Below are 14,282 nucleotides of genomic sequence, written 5' to 3'. Positions count from 1 at the left end.
CTGCGCATCGCGTAGCGTAGCGTCAAAGTTGCGTAAAAATGCGTCAGGGCCAGCGCTTCAAAGCGCGGCTCAACAAAAGGCCCAGCGGCCAAATCCATTGCAGCCAACTTTTGCAACAAAATCGGCCCAACTCGGACCCAGGGAGAGTTACGCCAACGCGACTGCTATCAGATACGGAGCGGACCTCTACGAGGCAGCTCGGGTTTGTGAGTACACGCTCTAGCCGAGACCAGCGTCGACCTGAAAACACTGCCGCGTGATGCGCTGGCTGTCGTCCGAGGCGAGGAAAAGCGCCATGTTGGCGATGTCGTCGGGCGTCACCGCGTCGGGAATGGCCTGACGCGTGCGCAGCTCGGCGATCACCTGGTCGTCCGGGTACCACAGCCGGCGCTGACGCTCCGTGATCACCATCCCCGGCGCTATCGCGTTGACGCGGATGCGGTCGGGCCCGAGCGACCGGGCCAGGGAGTTGGTGAAGCCGACGATCGCGGCCTTTGCCGCGGCGTAGACAGGCAGCCCCGGCGCGCCCCGCATCCAGGCAATCGACGACATGTTGATGATCGAACCGCTGCCGCGCGCCTGCATCTGCGGCACCACCGCTTGCGCGGCAAAGAAGACGTGCTTGAGGTTGACGCCGATCATCCAGTCGAATTCGGCCGGCGTCACCTCGGCCAGCACCTGACGCTGATCATTGGCGGCGTTGTTGACGAGGACCGCGGCATCGCCAAGCGATCCCCGGACCTGCGCCATGGCGCCGCGCAAGGCGTCGATGTCGAGGAGATCGCACGGCACGAACAAGGGTACGGTCCCGGCCGCGGCCTTCACTTCCGCGACCAGCGTCCGGCCGGCTGCTTCATCGAGATCCAGGAACGCGACGCGCGCCCCTTGCGCCGCGAACGCCCGCACGAAGGCGGCACCGATGCCGCTGGCGCCACCGGTGATCAACACCACGCGGTCCCTAAGGCCGGCATAGCTCGTTCTTGTCATGCGATCAGTCGCTCGGTCTCGGGGTCGAACAGGCAGATGCGACGCGTGTCGAGCGCGAACGGGGCGGCGGCGCCCGGTGTGGGGCGGATGTCCGGCGTGATGCGCGCCAGCGCAGGCTCGCCCCCAAGCCGCAGCAGCACGATCGTTTCGGCTCCCGTCGGCTCGACCATCTCCACCGGCGCGTTGACGACGACGGGCGGATCGGCGGAGAACACGCGGCTGCCCTCGGCGATGCATTCCGGCCTGATCCCGACCACCACGTCACGGCCGACAAAGGGGGCCGCCGCGTCGTATTGGCCAAGGCGGAGGCGGACCTCGTCCGGCCGTCCCGCGCCGATCACGACCACCGGGCCGCTGGCATCAGCGTCGAGCCGTGCCGGCATCGTGTTCATCGGCGGCGAGCCCATGAAGCGGGCCACGAACAGATTGGCGGGATAGCGATACACGGTATCCGGGTCGGCAAACTGCTGCACCACGCCGCGATGCATCACGGCAATGCGCGTCGCCATCGTCATCGCCTCGATCTGATCGTGTGTGACATAGACGATGGTGGCGCCGATGCGCTGGTGCAGCCGCTTGATCTCCATCCGCATCTCGACGCGCAGCTTGGCGTCGAGATTGGAGAGCGGCTCGTCGAACAGGAAGAGCAGGGGATCGCGCACCAGCGCCCGGCCCATCGCCACACGCTGGCGCTGGCCGCCGGAGAGCTGCGAGGGCTTGCGGCCGAGCAGCGGCTCGATCTGGAGCAGCCTGGCCACATTCGCCAGCGCCTTTTCCTGCTCGGCCTTCGGGACGTGACGGCATTCCATGCCGAAGGTGATGTTCTGGCGCACCGTCATCGACGGATAGAGCGCGTAGGACTGGAACACCATCGCGATGTCGCGGTCCTTCGGCGGAATGTCGTTGACGATACGTCCGCCGATTTCCACGGTGCCTGCGCTCGGGAGGTCGAGCCCGGCGATGATGTTGAGCAGCGTGGACTTGCCGCAGCCGGATGGGCCAACGAGCACGGTGAATTCGCCGCTCTCGATGTCGAGATCGATGCCCTTCAGCACCTCCAGATTGGCGTAGCGCTTGGACAAGGAGCGAATGCTTAGGGCTGCCATGACAATCCGATCATTTCACGGCCCCGGCGGTGAGGCCGCGCACGAAATACTTGCCGCCGATCAGATAGATCAGCAGGGTCGGCAGGGCGGCGATCATCACCGCCGCGCTCTGCACGCCATGCTGCGGGATGTCCGCGACTGCTGCGGATAGCGCGATCAGCGCGGCGGTGACGGGCTGTTGCTGACCAGTCGTGAATGTCACGCCGTAGAGAAATTCGTTCCAGATATGCGTGAACTGCCAGATCACGGTGACGACCAGAATAGGCGGCGAGAGCGGCAGGATGATGCGCCAGAAAATACGAAAGAACCCTGCGCCATCGATGCGCGCAGCTCTTATCAAATCCTGCGGGATGGCAGCGTAGTAGTTTCGGCAGAACAAGAGGGTAAAGGAGAGTCCCTGGATCGTGTGGATCACGACCAGGCCCGTTAGCGTGTTCATCAGGCCCGTATCGCGCAACACGATGGTCCAGGGAAGCAAGCGCATCTGCTGGGGAAGGAAGAGGCCGAGGGTCACGATGCCGTAGATCCAGTTATCGCCGCGAAAACGCCAGAGCGACACAGCGTAACCGGCGACAGCACCGAGCAGGGTCGAGAAAATCGTCGCGGGAATCGTGACGAGCGCGGAGTTCAGCATGTACGGCCGGATGCCGGCGCAGGTCTCGGCGACGCAGAAACCGCTCCAGGCCGCGGCGTAGTTGCTCCATGCCCATTGCTTCGGCCAGCCGATCATCGACGCCTGCGCGATCTCCTCGTTGGTGCGGAGCGAGTTCAGCACGACAACAACCAATGGCGCGAGCCATGCTGCAGCGATCAGCGAGACGACGAGATAGATCAGAATCCGGCTTGGCGCGATGGTTCGCTCACGCATGGATCGCCCGCCGCCGCTGGACATAACGCCACGCTGCATAGGGCAGCAAAACCGCAAGAAGAATGAGCAACATGAGCACTGCCGCCGCCGCTCCGCGTCCGAGCAGGCTGCGCTGGAACATCAGGTCATAGACGACGAGGGCCGGCAGCTGGGTGGCGATCCCGGGTCCGCCATTGGTGAGCGCGCGGACGAGGTCGAAGGTCGAAATCGCGAACTGCAGCTGGATGACGATGACGGTGATGGTGATCGGCCAAAGGGTCGGCAGGATGACACGCCGGTACATTCGGATCGGTCCGGCGCCGTCGATCTGCGCGGCCTTGATCAGGTCGGCGTCGACGGAGCGGAGGCCGGCGAGGAACAGCGCCATGGCGAAACCGGACGATTGCCAGATCGCAGCGATGACAATGGTCCAAATGGCCATGTCGCGGTCGATCAGCCAGTCGAACCGGAAGGAGGTCCAGCCGAGGTCGCGGACCAGCTTCTGGATCCCGAGGCCGGGATTGAGCAGCCAACTCCAGACCGTGCCGGTGACCACGAATGACACCGCCAGAGGATAGAGGAAGATGGACCGCAGCAGGTTCTCGCCGCGAATGCGCTGATCGAGCAGGATCGCAAGGATGAGACCGGTCGCCAGGCTCAGCAACACGAAGGCGCTGCCAAACAGCAGCAGATTGTCCAAGGCAATCTGCCAGTTCCGCGATGCGGCGACCGCAGAATAGTTGCGCAAGCCGACCCAGCCCGAGACCGGGACCAGAGTGGACGGCGTGAACGATATCCAGATCGTCCACAGCGTAAACGCAATGAGATGCGCGGCGGACAACAGCAGCGGCACCCAGATCGTCAGATATTCAGGCAGCCGGCGCACCCAGCCAGAGGCCGCCGGCCGGCCCGGTGTTGTCGAGACGGCGATCGTCAACGTGAGCTCTCGACGGCTTCGGCGAGGCGTATGGCCGCTTGCTCCGGCTTGATCGTCTTGTTCTTCACGTACTCCGTGATCACGTCGATCATCGCTGCGGTCATGCCGTTTTCCTGCGCCATGTTGTGCGCAAGGCTGAGGACGGCCTGATTGCTGGCAATCGCGTCTTTCAGGGCTGCTGCGGTCCGCCGTTGCCCGTCCGACCAGCCTTCGCCGGAGAGATCGACATCGGTGCGCACGGGGATCGATCCCGTGATCTGCGAATACATAGTCTGGATCGCCGGATCCATGACGAGCTGGGCCATCAGCGTCTGGCCGGCCTGCAGGTCGGGCTCCTTGCGCTGCCAGAATATGAAGGCATCGGCATTCAACAGGAAGACCGGCTTGCTATTGTCGCTCGGGCCCGGGGCGATGATGAAGTCCTCGAACTTGAAGCCGGCGTTGCGCAAGACGCCCTGCGCCCACCCGCCCATGATCATCATCCCCATGTCGCCGTCGACAAAGCGCTTCAAGTTGGTCGAAAAGTGCTGGGCGCCGACGTTGGGGTCCATCCAGTCGGCAATCTTGCGCACCTGTACGAAGGCAGCCTTTATCTCGGGGCCCTCCAGGGCCTTCTTGTCGAGATTCATGATGGCTGCGCGGTAAGCGGTGGGGCTGATGCCCGCCAAAGCGGCCTCGAATTTCTGGCCGTCGTCCGGGCGGGTGCCACCGTTGGCGATGGGATAGGGGACGCCGCCTGCTTTCATCTTCTCGGCGAGGTCGTTGAACTCAGCCCATGTGACGGGGACCTTGTCGGCCTTGGCCTTGTCCATCGCGCGTTTGGAGAGAAACAGCATGTTGGTGCTGTAGATCTGCAACGGCAGTGCAATCCACTTGCCCCCCGGCTTGTGCAATTTTGCAAGATCCGGAGCGACAACCTTTTCGTAGCCGGCGGCAGCGACGACGGCATCGAGATCGACGGTTGGGGCAATCTTGGACCAGGCCGCGATCTCGGGACCTTTGAGCTGCGAGCAGGCCGGCGGATCGCCGGCCATGATCTGGGCACGCAGCTTGTTCATCATCTCGGTGGTGAAGCCGGGGACGGGCGAGTGCTGCCAAACCCCGCCTTTCTCCTCGAATTTCTTGCCGAGTGCCGTGATGGCCGCCCCATCGCTACCTGCGGACCATTGCGAGATCGCAGTCAGACGCGGCTTGATCGCGCCTTGCGCGCGGGCGAATGCCGGCAGCGCGAGCGCGGCCGCAGATCCGGCGAGCAGTTGGCGCCTTGTTGTCGTGATCGGCATGGCAATTTCCTCCCGGTGTGAACTCTTTCGCGCGAGAGCCGCGCGGCATCAGGTACGTCAGGCGGCCTCGGCCGATGCGGCCGGCATGCCGCCGCGGCAAGCGAGGCAGAAAGACGCGAATGCCAGCGCCGCCCGCGGATCGTTGCCGTTCGACGGCGGCACGAAAGCGAGCGACACTTGCGCGTGTTTGCGGCCGCCCAACAGGCTGGCGTCGATCCCCTCGACGAGCGCGTTGCGATCGTCCTGGGTGAGGAGCGACGGCCAGCCGCTGATCGCGACGCCCTTGCATGGCTTCACGTTCAGCGTATTGCCGATCGCAAGGCCAAGCCGGAACAGCCGCCGGCGCAATTCCTGCCGCACGCGCGACGAGAGCGGCATCGCGGTCACCCACTCGCTGCCGAGCTCAAGCAACTCGGCTTCCGCGACGCCAAGAAGCTCGGCCAAAGCGGGAAGCGACGTATAAGCCTCGACGCAGCCATGATGACCGCAGCGGCAAATTGGTCCGTCGGCTCCGAACACCATGTGGCCGAGCTCGACCGGCTGGAGGACATCGTCCTCGACCGCGTCATCCATCCAGGTGCCCGCGACGCCCTGACCGACGAAGACGAAGAGATGCGCGCCGCTGAATGGATAATGCTCCGTGCGGCAACGGTGAAAGATGGCGTGCGCGACGACCGAATTGGTGAACTCGACCCGCACGCCGGGAAGCGTCTCGCCGAACATCTCGCTGATCCGCCCGACATCGCAGGGAATGATCGGATTGCCTGACGCGCCCAGCCGGCCGAGACCCGGGATCGAGACGCCGATCTGTGCGAGGGGGATACGTCGACGCCGCGTCCACTCGCGCAGCAATGTCATCGCTTCGCGAAACGCCCGGCCGACCGTCGCGACGGTCGGCGTCTTCGGCAGCGGCACATGCCCGGTGTAGTGCAGTTCGCCCGACAGGCCCCCGACCCCGACGCTGAGCCGCTGAGTGGTCAGCTCGAACGCCGCGAGCGCCACCGCTTTATCGAGTGACACGAGGCCCGTCGGGCCACCGACATAAGGGGCAGGGCGCCGCACTTCCTCGATCAGGCCTTCGGCCTTCAGATCGAACAGGATGCGCGACAGGCTCGCTTCCGACAGGCGCACGGCCTTGGCCAGCGGCGGGCGAAACGACGCGCCTGACTGAAGCAGATGAATCAAAATGGCAGCACGCGTCTGCCGCCGACTTCTCGGCTGCTCCGGCATTTCCATCCCTGTCGTCATTCTTACTTAGAGTAAGAATTTGCGCGCGAAGCGTCTCAACGTCAAGCGTCGGCCGAGGCATTGCGCTGACTTGTTGTTGTGCGCGGCAGCAAGATTGTCTCAGCGCAAACAAAAGCGGCGCCATCTTGTGATGGCGCCGCTTCGAAAGCCGTGATGGGCTCGAGCTTACTTCCGGTTGTTGATCGCGACGTAGTCGCGGCGGGTGACGCCGGTGTAGAGCTGGCGCGGACGGCCGATCTTCTGCTGCGGATCCTCGATCATTTCGCTCCACTGGCTGATCCAGCCGACGGTGCGGGCGACCGCGAACAGCACGGTGAACATCGAGACCGGGAAGCCCATCGCCTTCAGCGTGATGCCTGAATAGAAGTCGACGTTCGGGTAGAGCTTGCGGTCGATGAAGTACTGGTCGCTGAGCGCGATCTTCTCGAGCTCGAGCGCCACCTTCAGCATCGGATCGTCGCCATGGCCGGTCTCCTTGAGCACGGCGTGACACATCTTCTGCATGATCTTGGCGCGCGGATCGTAGTTCTTGTAGACGCGGTGACCGAAGCCCATCAGGCGGACTTCAGAGTTCTTGTCCTTCACCTTGGCGATGAACTCGGGGATCTTGTCGACCGAGCCGATCTCGGCGAGCATCGCGAGCGCTGCTTCGTTGGCGCCGCCATGGGCCGGGCCCCACAGGCAGGCGATGCCGGCCGCGATGCAGGCGAACGGGTTGGCGCCGGAGGAGCCGGCGATACGCACGGTCGAGGTCGAGGCGTTCTGCTCGTGGTCGGCGTGCAGGATGAAGATCTTGTCCAGCGCGTCAGCCAGCACCGGGTTGATCTTGTAGTCCTCGCACGGCACGGCAAAGCACATGTGCAGGAAGTTCTCGGCGAACTTCAGCGAGTTTTTCGGATACACGAAGGGCTGGCCGACCGTGTATTTGTAGGCCATCGCAGCCAACGTCGGGATCTTGGCGATCATGCGCATGGAGGCGATCATGCGCTGCTTCGGATCGTTGATGTCGGTTGAGTCGTGATAGAACGCGGCGAGCGCGCCGACAGCCGCTACCATGATCGCCATCGGATGGGCGTCGCGGCGGAAGCCCTGGAAGAAGCGGGCCATCTGCTCGTGCACCATCGTGTGATGGATCACGCGGTCGTCGAAATCCTTCTTCTGCGCGGCGGTCGGAAGCTCCCCGAACAGCAGCAGATAGCAGGTCTCGAGGAAGTCGCCATTCTCGGCGAGCTGTTCGATCGGATAGCCGCGGTATTCCAGCACGCCCGCGTCACCGTCGATATAGGTGATCTTGGACTGGCAGCTCGCGGTCGAGGTGAAGCCCGGGTCGTAGGTGAACAGGCCGGACTGGCCGTAGAGCTTGCCGATATCGATGACGTCGGGCCCGACGCTGCCGCTGTGGATCGGAAGATCGAAATTCTTGTTTCCGACCGTCAGTGTGGCGGTCTTATTGCTTGGTTTTGCGTCCATCAGAGGTCCCCGATGTATGGTGAAACGGGCCGGACCCGGAGGCCCCGATGAGATATCGCGGGGCAGGCCGGATGTTCCAGAAGGTACGGCTGAGATGGGTATATTATTGCTGTGTGCGCTGCAAGATGGCGCCACGCATGGTCGACTTACGTCGTAGCCTGGTCCTTGGGCCCGGTCCTTAGCGCGGTCCTAGGCCTATTCCGTGGCCTGATCTTTAAGCCGGCCCAGGCTTTCCTGGCGTCCCAAGACGTCCAAAACCTCGAATATGCCGGGCGACGTCGTCCGTCCCGTCAGCGCGGCCCGCAGCGGCTGGGCGACCGCGCCGAGCTTGAGACTATTTTCCTCGGCAAAGGCGCGCAGCGCGGCTTCCGCATTGGCCGCGCTCCACGTCTCGACTTTCTCCAGCGCGGAATGAAGCTGGCCGATCAGCTTGCGGTTCTCAGGCGTCAGCAGCGCCGCCGCCTTCGGGTCAAGCTCCAGCGGCCGGTCCGCGAAAATGAAATAGGCGCTGTCGATCAGCTCGATCAGCGTCTTGGCGCGCTCCTTCAGGGCCGGCATGGCCTTCAGGAGCTGCGCGCGCGTGGTGTCGTTTAACTTGGCCTTAAGCTCGTCGCGGCTGGGCACGACGTGGTCGAGCACGTCCTCGAACATCTTCACGAGTGATTGATCGTCGGCATTGCGGATGTAGTGGCCGTTGAGGTTTTCCAGCTTGGCAAAATCGAAGCGCGCTGCTGCGCGGCCGACGCTGGCAAGATCGAACGCCGCGATCATCTCCTCCGTCGAGAAGATTTCCTGGTCGCCATGGCTCCAGCCGAGCCGGACGAGATAGTTGCGGAGCGCGGACGGGAGGTACCCCATGGCGCGGTAGGCATCGACGCCAAGCGCGCCGTGCCTCTTGGAGAGCTTTGAGCCGTCCGGGCCATGGATCAGGGGGATGTGGGACATGCTCGGCAGCGTCCAGCCCATCGCGTCGTAGATCTGCTTTTGGCGGGCCGCGTTGATCAAATGGTCGTCGCCGCGGATGACGTGGGTGACGCCCATGTCGTGGTCGTCGACCACGACAGCGAGCATGTAGGTCGGGTTGCCATCGCCGCGCAGCAGGACGAGGTCATCCAGATTCTCGTTCTGCCAGACCACGCGGCCCTGGACCTGGTCCTCGATCACGGTCTCGCCGGTCTGGGGCGCACGGAGCCGGATGGTGGGCTTTACGTCGGTCGGGGCCGTCGCCGGATCGCGGTCGCGCCACAGGCCGTCATAGAGGCGCGTGCGCCCCTCTGCGCGCGCCTTCTCGCGCATCGCGGTGAGCTCCTCGGCGGTGGCGTAGCAGCGATAGGCCTTGCCGTCGGCGAGCAGCTGCTCGGCGACCTCGCGGTGGCGGGCGGCGCGGCTGAACTGGTAGATGACGTCGCCATCCCAGCCGAGCTCCAGCCATTTCAGGCCGTCGAGGATGGCGCCGATCGCGGCCTCGGTGGAGCGCTCCCGGTCGGTGTCCTCGATCCGGAGCAGCATCTTGCCGCCGTGCTTCTTCGCATAGAGCCAGTTGAACAGCGCCGTGCGCGCGCCCCCGATATGGAGGAAGCCGGTCGGCGAAGGAGCGAAACGGGTGACGACGGGAGAGGTCATTCTTGGCAGGGCCTATGCATTGGAGGCGGTGGTATATAACAGGACCGGAGCATAACTAAAGCCCGGCAGCGGACCGCCAGGGGTTGCTTGAGACCTTGCTTAAGCCCTTGGCTCAGCCAAGGGAATTTGGCAGAAGGGCCGCTGATTTCCCTACAGGATTTTCGTAATGACAGAACCGGTGGCGAACGAGGTTGGGCGCGATTTCATTCGTGACATCATCCAGGCCGACCTCGAGCAGGCCAAATACAAGGAGATCGTGACCCGGTTCCCGCCGGAGCCGAACGGTTATCTCCATATCGGCCACGCCAAGTCGATCGCGCTCAATTTCGGCATCGCCCAAGAGTTTCCGGGCCGTTGCCATCTGCGCTTCGACGACACCAATCCGGTCAAGGAAGAGCAGGAATATATCGATTCCATCCAGGCCGACGTGCGCTGGCTCGGCTTCGACTGGGGCAAGAACCTGTTCTTCGCTTCGGACTATTTCGACCGCCTCTACGAATGGGCGGAGCAGCTGATCCGCGACGGGCTCGCCTATGTCGATGACCAGACCCAGGAGCAGATTCGTCTCGCGCGCGGCACGCTGACCGAGCCCGGCAAGAACTCGCCGTTCCGCGATCGCACCGTGGATGAAAACCTCGACCTGTTCCGTCGCATGAAGGCGGGCGAATTCCCGAACGGCGCGCGCGTGCTGCGGGCCAAGATCGACATGGGTGCGGGCAACATCAATCTGCGCGACCCCGTGCTGTACCGCATCCTGCATGCGCACCATCCGCGCACCGGGACCAAGTGGAGCATCTATCCAAGCTACGACTATGCCCACGGCCAGTCGGATGCCATCGAAGGCATCACGCACTCGATCTGCACGCTGGAGTTCGAGGACCATCGGCCGCTCTACGACTGGTTCATCGAGAAGCTGCCGGTGCCCTCGAAGCCGCACCAGTACGAATTCGCGCGGCTGAACCTGACCTACACGCTGCTGTCCAAGCGTGTGCTGACCCAGCTCGTCCGCGAGGGCCATGTCGCGGGCTGGGACGACCCGCGCATGCCCACCATGGCGGGCATGCGCCGCCGCGGCGTGCCGCCGGCCGCGCTTCGCGAATTCGTCAAGCGCATCGGCGTTGCGAAAGCCAATAGCGTGGTCGACGTCGGCATGCTGGAATTCTGCATCCGCGAGGAATTGAACCGCACGTCGCAGCGGCGCATGGCGGTGCTTAAGCCGCTCAAGGTCGTGATCGAGAATTATCCCGAGGGGCAGACCGAGGAGCTCGAGGCGATCAACCATCCGGATGATCCCTCCGCCGGCACCCGCAAGATCACGTTCGGTCGTGAGCTCTATATCGAGCAGGACGACTTCATGGAGAACCCGCCGAAAAAGTTCTTCCGTCTGTCGCCGGGCAACGAGGTGCGGCTGCGCTACGCCTATTTCGTCAAGTGCACCGGCGTGATCAAGAACGATGCCGGCGAGGTGGTGGAGCTGCGCTGCACCTACGATCCCGCGACCAAGGGCGGCAACGCGCCCGATGGCCGCAAGGTCAAGGCCACCATGCACTGGCTGCCGGCGGCGACATCCGTGCCCGCGGAAATCCGCATCTACAATCAGCTGTTTGCCAAACCGAGCCCGGACGCCTCGAACTTCGCCGCCGACCTCAATCCGCAGTCACTGGAAATTCTCGCTAATGCCCGCGTCGAGGCATCGGTCGCGGAAAGCAATTCGACCGAGCCGATGCAGTTCGAGCGCCAGGGCTATTTCGTGCGCGACAAGGACTCGACGTCCGACAGACCGGTATTTTCCAGGACTATCGGTCTGCGCGACACGTTCGCGAAGGAAGTTGCCAAAGGCTGAAAAGAGCTGCGAGACCACAATGAGCAACGAAGCCGACGCTATCGTTTCCGGCATCATCGCGAAATGGCGCGCCGGCTTCGCCACGCTCGATGCGGCCGCGCTCTCATCGCTCTATGCGAGGAATGCCTTCTTCTTCGGCTCCAACCCAAAGCTCTACCGGGGCAGGGCCGGCGTCGCGGACTATTTCAACGGCCTGCCGCGCTGGCGCAAGCCGAGCGCGGTGTTTTCCGAGGTGACGGCGGCGCAGGCAGGTCCTGATCTGATCAATATGGCCGCGACCATCTCGTTCGATCTCGCCGGCGAACGCCCCGATTTCTCGGTCAAGATGAGCTGGGTCATCATGCGCGAGGACGGCGAGTGGAAGATCGTCAATCACCATGCTTCGTCGCAGGCGCCGCTGATCTGACGAGCGGGCACACGGCTTCGTCATTCTCGTGAGAGAACGAACGTGCTCCCCGCGCGTTGGGGTGGGTCCAACAAGGAACCCACCATGCAGAACATCGCAGAGCATATGGAAGTGATCGGCGCCGACGGCGTCCACATCGGCACCGTCGACAAGGTCGAAGGCAATCGCATCAAGCTGACCAAGAAGGACAGCGGCGAGGGCAGCCACAAGGGCCATCATCACTTCATCGACAAGGGCCTCGTCGCCGATATCGAGGGCAACAAGGTCAGGCTGTCGGCCAAGGCGGATGTGGCCGTGACGATGGAAGAGGAAAAGTAGCGGCCGCGCCCCTTCGTTCCTGATCCGTACCGCTATCCGCCCACCTGCACGTTCCGGTAGCTTCTGGCTTCGTTGCGTATCATCGAGTGCAGGGAATGGCGGAGCCGGGCCGGTCGGTACGATCGCAGGGGATCGCGGGGACGTGGCCCGCGGGCCGCGCCGCGTCCGCGGGCGGCCTCGCGCCTGCAGGCCTCGACCTCTGGACATCGCTGGCCGAGACCCTCCGCGCCTGGCTGCGCGCCGAGGCGGGCGCCGGGCGGCTGTTGCCGTGGGTGCCCGTCGCGTTTGGCTGCGGCATCGCGCTTTATTTCTCTGCCGATCATGAGCCGGTGCTGTGGGTCGTTGCCACGACCGCCATCGCGCTCCTGCTTGGCGCGGCTCTGTTGCGGCGGAGCCGGCTGTTCGCCCCGGCCATCATGATCGCGGCGGTCGCGGCCGGCTTTGCCGTCGCAACCTGGAAGACGGCGCGCATCGCCCACCCGGTGCTGGCAAGGGCGCTCTATTCGGTGTCGTTGTCGGGCTTCGTCGAGGCTCGCGACATCCGCGAGCGTACCGATCGTTTCGTGCTGCGCGTCACGGCGATGGAGGCGCAGCGCAGCGACGTCAGGCTCGAGCGCGTGCGCCTGTCGGTCCGCAAGGGCACCGCGCCGGAGGTCGGTAGCTTCGTTCAGCTGAAGGCACGGCTGATGCCTCCGCTTACATGGTGTCCGCTGGTGTCCGCAGACGTTCAATCCGCCCCTTTTTTCCAGTCCTTTTGTGAGTTCGGCGTCTAGACCCTTCCGCCAACTTCCGGCAACATCCTGCAATTATTTGTGGGTTTTTCTGTGGGCTGGAAATGGTGCGGCGTCTCAACTTACTCACTCCGAAGTTCATTGAATCAATCGAGACACCCGGTCGCTACGCCGACGGGGGAGGGCTCTATTTGCAGGTCGCCTCGGCAAAGGGCGGTGGCGCGACCAAAAGTTGGTTGTTCCGGTTTATGCGTGGGCATGTCAGCAGGAACGGCAAGCCCATCTCCCGGGAAATGGGCCTCGGGGCGCTTAGCACCAATAGGCGGGATGGCCTGATCACAACCAAGGAAGCGCGCGAGAGGGCCTACAGGGCCAGGGAGGACCTCAAGGCCGGCCTCGACCCGATTGAGGCCAGGAGGGGCTTGCGGGCCGCCAGGCTGCTTGAGGAGGCCCGTGGTGTCACCTTCTCCCAGTGCGCCGCCGAGTACATCGACACGCACAAAGCCGGCTGGAAGGGGGAGAAGCACGTTAAGCTGTGGCGAGGGTCGCTGAAGAGGTTCGCCGAGCCGGTCATGGGCGCTGTGCCGGTTGGTATGATCGACACCGCCTTGGTACTAAAGGTGCTCAAGCCGATCTGGGAAACGAAGACAAAAACTGCGGTGGACGTTCGTCTCAGGATCGAGCTGATTCTTAATTGGGCAAAAACGCACGGCTACCGAGACGGTGAAAACCCAGCGCGATGGCGTGGGCACATCAAAAACGCGCTTCCAGATCCGGCGAAGGTGGTCAAGGTTAAGCACCTTGCGGCAATGCCCTACGATGATGTGCCAGCATTGATGATGAAGCTGAGGCAGGAAACGACCACAGCCGCAGCGGCCCTCGAGTGGACGATCCTGACCGCCGTTAGATCCGACAACACCTTCGCCGCAACGTGGCCGGAAGTCGATTTCGAGAAGAGGGTTTGGACCATCCCGGCGGCGCGCATGAAAGCTGATGCGGACTTGAGAGTGCCGCTGACCGACCGCGCAATCGAGATACTGAACAATCTCGACGCGACCACTGCATACATCTTCTCCGGGGAAAATCCGAAAAAGAAGCTCCCACACGAAAAGATGCTGAAGGCCTTGAAGGCGATCCAACCCGGCTTAACGGTGCACGGATTTCGCTCTACCTTTAAGGACTGGGCCTCCGAACAAACTTCCTATCCCAACGAGGTCTCAGAAATGGCCCTCGCTCACAAGGTCGGTGGCAAAGTCGAAAACGCATATAGGCGTACCGATCTGTTCAACAAGCGCCGCGCACTAATGGATGAATGGGCTGCATTCTGCGATGGAGTTGAGCGACCGCGTTGAGCCCGGCGGGACGCTCAAGGAAGTTGTGGGAAACCCGGGATAACGAAATGAAGGGTGGAAGCTCAGTTCCGTGGGTATATCTGGATAGACCGTCGCCTCCTTGAGTGTTCCGGAGGCTCCTCATAGACGGT

At 63.4% G+C, this 14,282-nt stretch carries 12 protein-coding genes and 1 pseudogene; 5 read left to right on the top strand and 8 right to left on the bottom strand.

What is annotated here, in order from left to right:
- Nucleotides 1–219 precede the first annotated feature (219 nt).
- The 8 genes from ACIPUD_RS21285 to gltX all read right to left on the bottom strand — a co-directional run bounded on the left by ACIPUD_RS21285 (nucleotide 220) and on the right by gltX (nucleotide 9,501).
- The gene (locus tag ACIPUD_RS21285; protein ID WP_247392795.1) at nucleotides 220–987 is read right to left on the bottom strand and encodes an SDR family NAD(P)-dependent oxidoreductase; all 768 of its coding nucleotides are present in this window, start codon (nucleotides 985–987) and stop codon (nucleotides 220–222) included.
- Nucleotides 984–2,093: an ABC transporter ATP-binding protein gene (locus ACIPUD_RS21280; RefSeq protein WP_247296567.1), complete on the bottom strand. Its 1,110-nt coding sequence runs from the start codon at nucleotides 2,091–2,093 to the stop codon at nucleotides 984–986. The genes ACIPUD_RS21285 and ACIPUD_RS21280 overlap by 4 nt, the downstream gene beginning before the upstream one ends.
- 10 nt (nucleotides 2,094–2,103) lie before the next feature.
- On the bottom strand, nucleotides 2,104–2,961 hold the full coding sequence (locus ACIPUD_RS21275) for a carbohydrate ABC transporter permease (protein ID WP_446481485.1): 858 nt from the start codon (nucleotides 2,959–2,961) through the stop codon (nucleotides 2,104–2,106).
- A complete protein-coding gene (locus tag ACIPUD_RS21270; protein WP_085362119.1) occupies nucleotides 2,954–3,877 on the bottom strand; it encodes a carbohydrate ABC transporter permease in 924 nt (307 codons plus the stop codon). Before ACIPUD_RS21270 ends, ACIPUD_RS21275 begins: the two co-directional genes overlap by 8 nt.
- Nucleotides 3,874–5,160 carry an ABC transporter substrate-binding protein gene (locus ACIPUD_RS21265; RefSeq protein ID WP_085353258.1) on the bottom strand — a complete coding sequence of 429 codons (1,287 nt, stop codon included), beginning with the start codon at nucleotides 5,158–5,160 and terminating at the stop codon, nucleotides 3,874–3,876. The genes ACIPUD_RS21270 and ACIPUD_RS21265 overlap by 4 nt, the downstream gene beginning before the upstream one ends.
- 57 nt (nucleotides 5,161–5,217) lie before the next feature.
- Nucleotides 5,218–6,396, bottom strand: coding sequence for an ROK family transcriptional regulator (locus ACIPUD_RS21260; protein WP_446481490.1), 1,179 nt, complete (start codon nucleotides 6,394–6,396; stop codon nucleotides 5,218–5,220).
- 177 nt (nucleotides 6,397–6,573) lie between these two features.
- On the bottom strand, nucleotides 6,574–7,878 hold the full coding sequence (gene gltA / locus ACIPUD_RS21255; RefSeq protein ID WP_018458093.1) for a citrate synthase: 1,305 nt from the start codon (nucleotides 7,876–7,878) through the stop codon (nucleotides 6,574–6,576).
- Nucleotides 7,879–8,073: 195 nt separating this feature from the next.
- Nucleotides 8,074–9,501 carry a glutamate--tRNA ligase gene (gltX, locus tag ACIPUD_RS21250; RefSeq protein WP_018458092.1) on the bottom strand — a complete coding sequence of 476 codons (1,428 nt, stop codon included), beginning with the start codon at nucleotides 9,499–9,501 and terminating at the stop codon, nucleotides 8,074–8,076.
- Between the two features lie 166 nt (nucleotides 9,502–9,667).
- On the opposite strand from gltX, the gene ACIPUD_RS21245 reads away from it, so the two are divergent.
- The 5 genes and pseudogenes from ACIPUD_RS21245 (at nucleotide 9,668) to ACIPUD_RS21225 (ending at nucleotide 14,151) form a co-directional block, all read left to right on the top strand.
- Nucleotides 9,668–11,344 (top strand): glutamine--tRNA ligase/YqeY domain fusion protein, encoded by a 1,677-nt coding sequence (locus tag ACIPUD_RS21245; RefSeq protein ID WP_018458091.1) that lies wholly within the window; start codon nucleotides 9,668–9,670, stop codon nucleotides 11,342–11,344.
- A gap of 19 nt (nucleotides 11,345–11,363) precedes the next feature.
- Nucleotides 11,364–11,750, top strand: a complete 387-nt coding sequence (locus ACIPUD_RS21240) for a nuclear transport factor 2 family protein (RefSeq protein ID WP_018458090.1) — start codon at nucleotides 11,364–11,366, stop codon at nucleotides 11,748–11,750.
- An 84-nt stretch (nucleotides 11,751–11,834) separates the two neighbouring features.
- Nucleotides 11,835–12,068 carry a DUF2171 domain-containing protein gene (locus ACIPUD_RS21235; RefSeq protein ID WP_007610829.1) on the top strand — a complete coding sequence of 78 codons (234 nt, stop codon included), beginning with the start codon at nucleotides 11,835–11,837 and terminating at the stop codon, nucleotides 12,066–12,068.
- Between the two features lie 95 nt (nucleotides 12,069–12,163).
- Nucleotides 12,164–12,817, top strand: a pseudogene (locus tag ACIPUD_RS21230) (DUF4131 domain-containing protein); the annotation flags it as partial.
- Between the two features lie 86 nt (nucleotides 12,818–12,903).
- Nucleotides 12,904–14,151, top strand: a complete 1,248-nt coding sequence (locus tag ACIPUD_RS21225; protein WP_446481484.1) for a tyrosine-type recombinase/integrase — start codon at nucleotides 12,904–12,906, stop codon at nucleotides 14,149–14,151.
- The last annotated feature ends 131 nt before the right edge of the window (nucleotides 14,152–14,282 follow it).

The organism is Bradyrhizobium sp. CAR08 (assembly GCF_052871955.1).
This window is presented reverse-complemented; position numbering and strand designations above follow the sequence as displayed.

What these genes read in the sequence shown, in the direction of transcription:
- ACIPUD_RS21285 (WP_247392795.1), bottom strand. Translation starts at nt 987, where the DNA reads ATGACAAGAACGAGCTATGCCGGCCTTAGGGACCGCGTGGTGTTGATC.
- ACIPUD_RS21280 (WP_247296567.1), bottom strand. Translation starts at nt 2,093, where the DNA reads ATGGCAGCCCTAAGCATTCGCTCCTTGTCCAAGCGCTACGCCAATCTG.
- ACIPUD_RS21275 (WP_446481485.1), bottom strand. Translation starts at nt 2,961, where the DNA reads ATGCGTGAGCGAACCATCGCGCCAAGCCGGATTCTGATCTATCTCGTC.
- ACIPUD_RS21265 (WP_085353258.1), bottom strand. Translation starts at nt 5,160, where the DNA reads ATGCCGATCACGACAACAAGGCGCCAACTGCTCGCCGGATCTGCGGCC.
- ACIPUD_RS21260 (WP_446481490.1), bottom strand. Translation starts at nt 6,396, where the DNA reads ATGGAAATGCCGGAGCAGCCGAGAAGTCGGCGGCAGACGCGTGCTGCC.
- gltA (WP_018458093.1), bottom strand. Translation starts at nt 7,878, where the DNA reads ATGGACGCAAAACCAAGCAATAAGACCGCCACACTGACGGTCGGAAAC.
- gltX (WP_018458092.1), bottom strand. Translation starts at nt 9,501, where the DNA reads ATGACCTCTCCCGTCGTCACCCGTTTCGCTCCTTCGCCGACCGGCTTC.
- ACIPUD_RS21245 (WP_018458091.1), top strand. Translation starts at nt 9,668, where the DNA reads ATGACAGAACCGGTGGCGAACGAGGTTGGGCGCGATTTCATTCGTGAC.
- ACIPUD_RS21240 (WP_018458090.1), top strand. Translation starts at nt 11,364, where the DNA reads ATGAGCAACGAAGCCGACGCTATCGTTTCCGGCATCATCGCGAAATGG.
- ACIPUD_RS21235 (WP_007610829.1), top strand. Translation starts at nt 11,835, where the DNA reads ATGCAGAACATCGCAGAGCATATGGAAGTGATCGGCGCCGACGGCGTC.
- ACIPUD_RS21225 (WP_446481484.1), top strand. Translation starts at nt 12,904, where the DNA reads ATGGTGCGGCGTCTCAACTTACTCACTCCGAAGTTCATTGAATCAATC.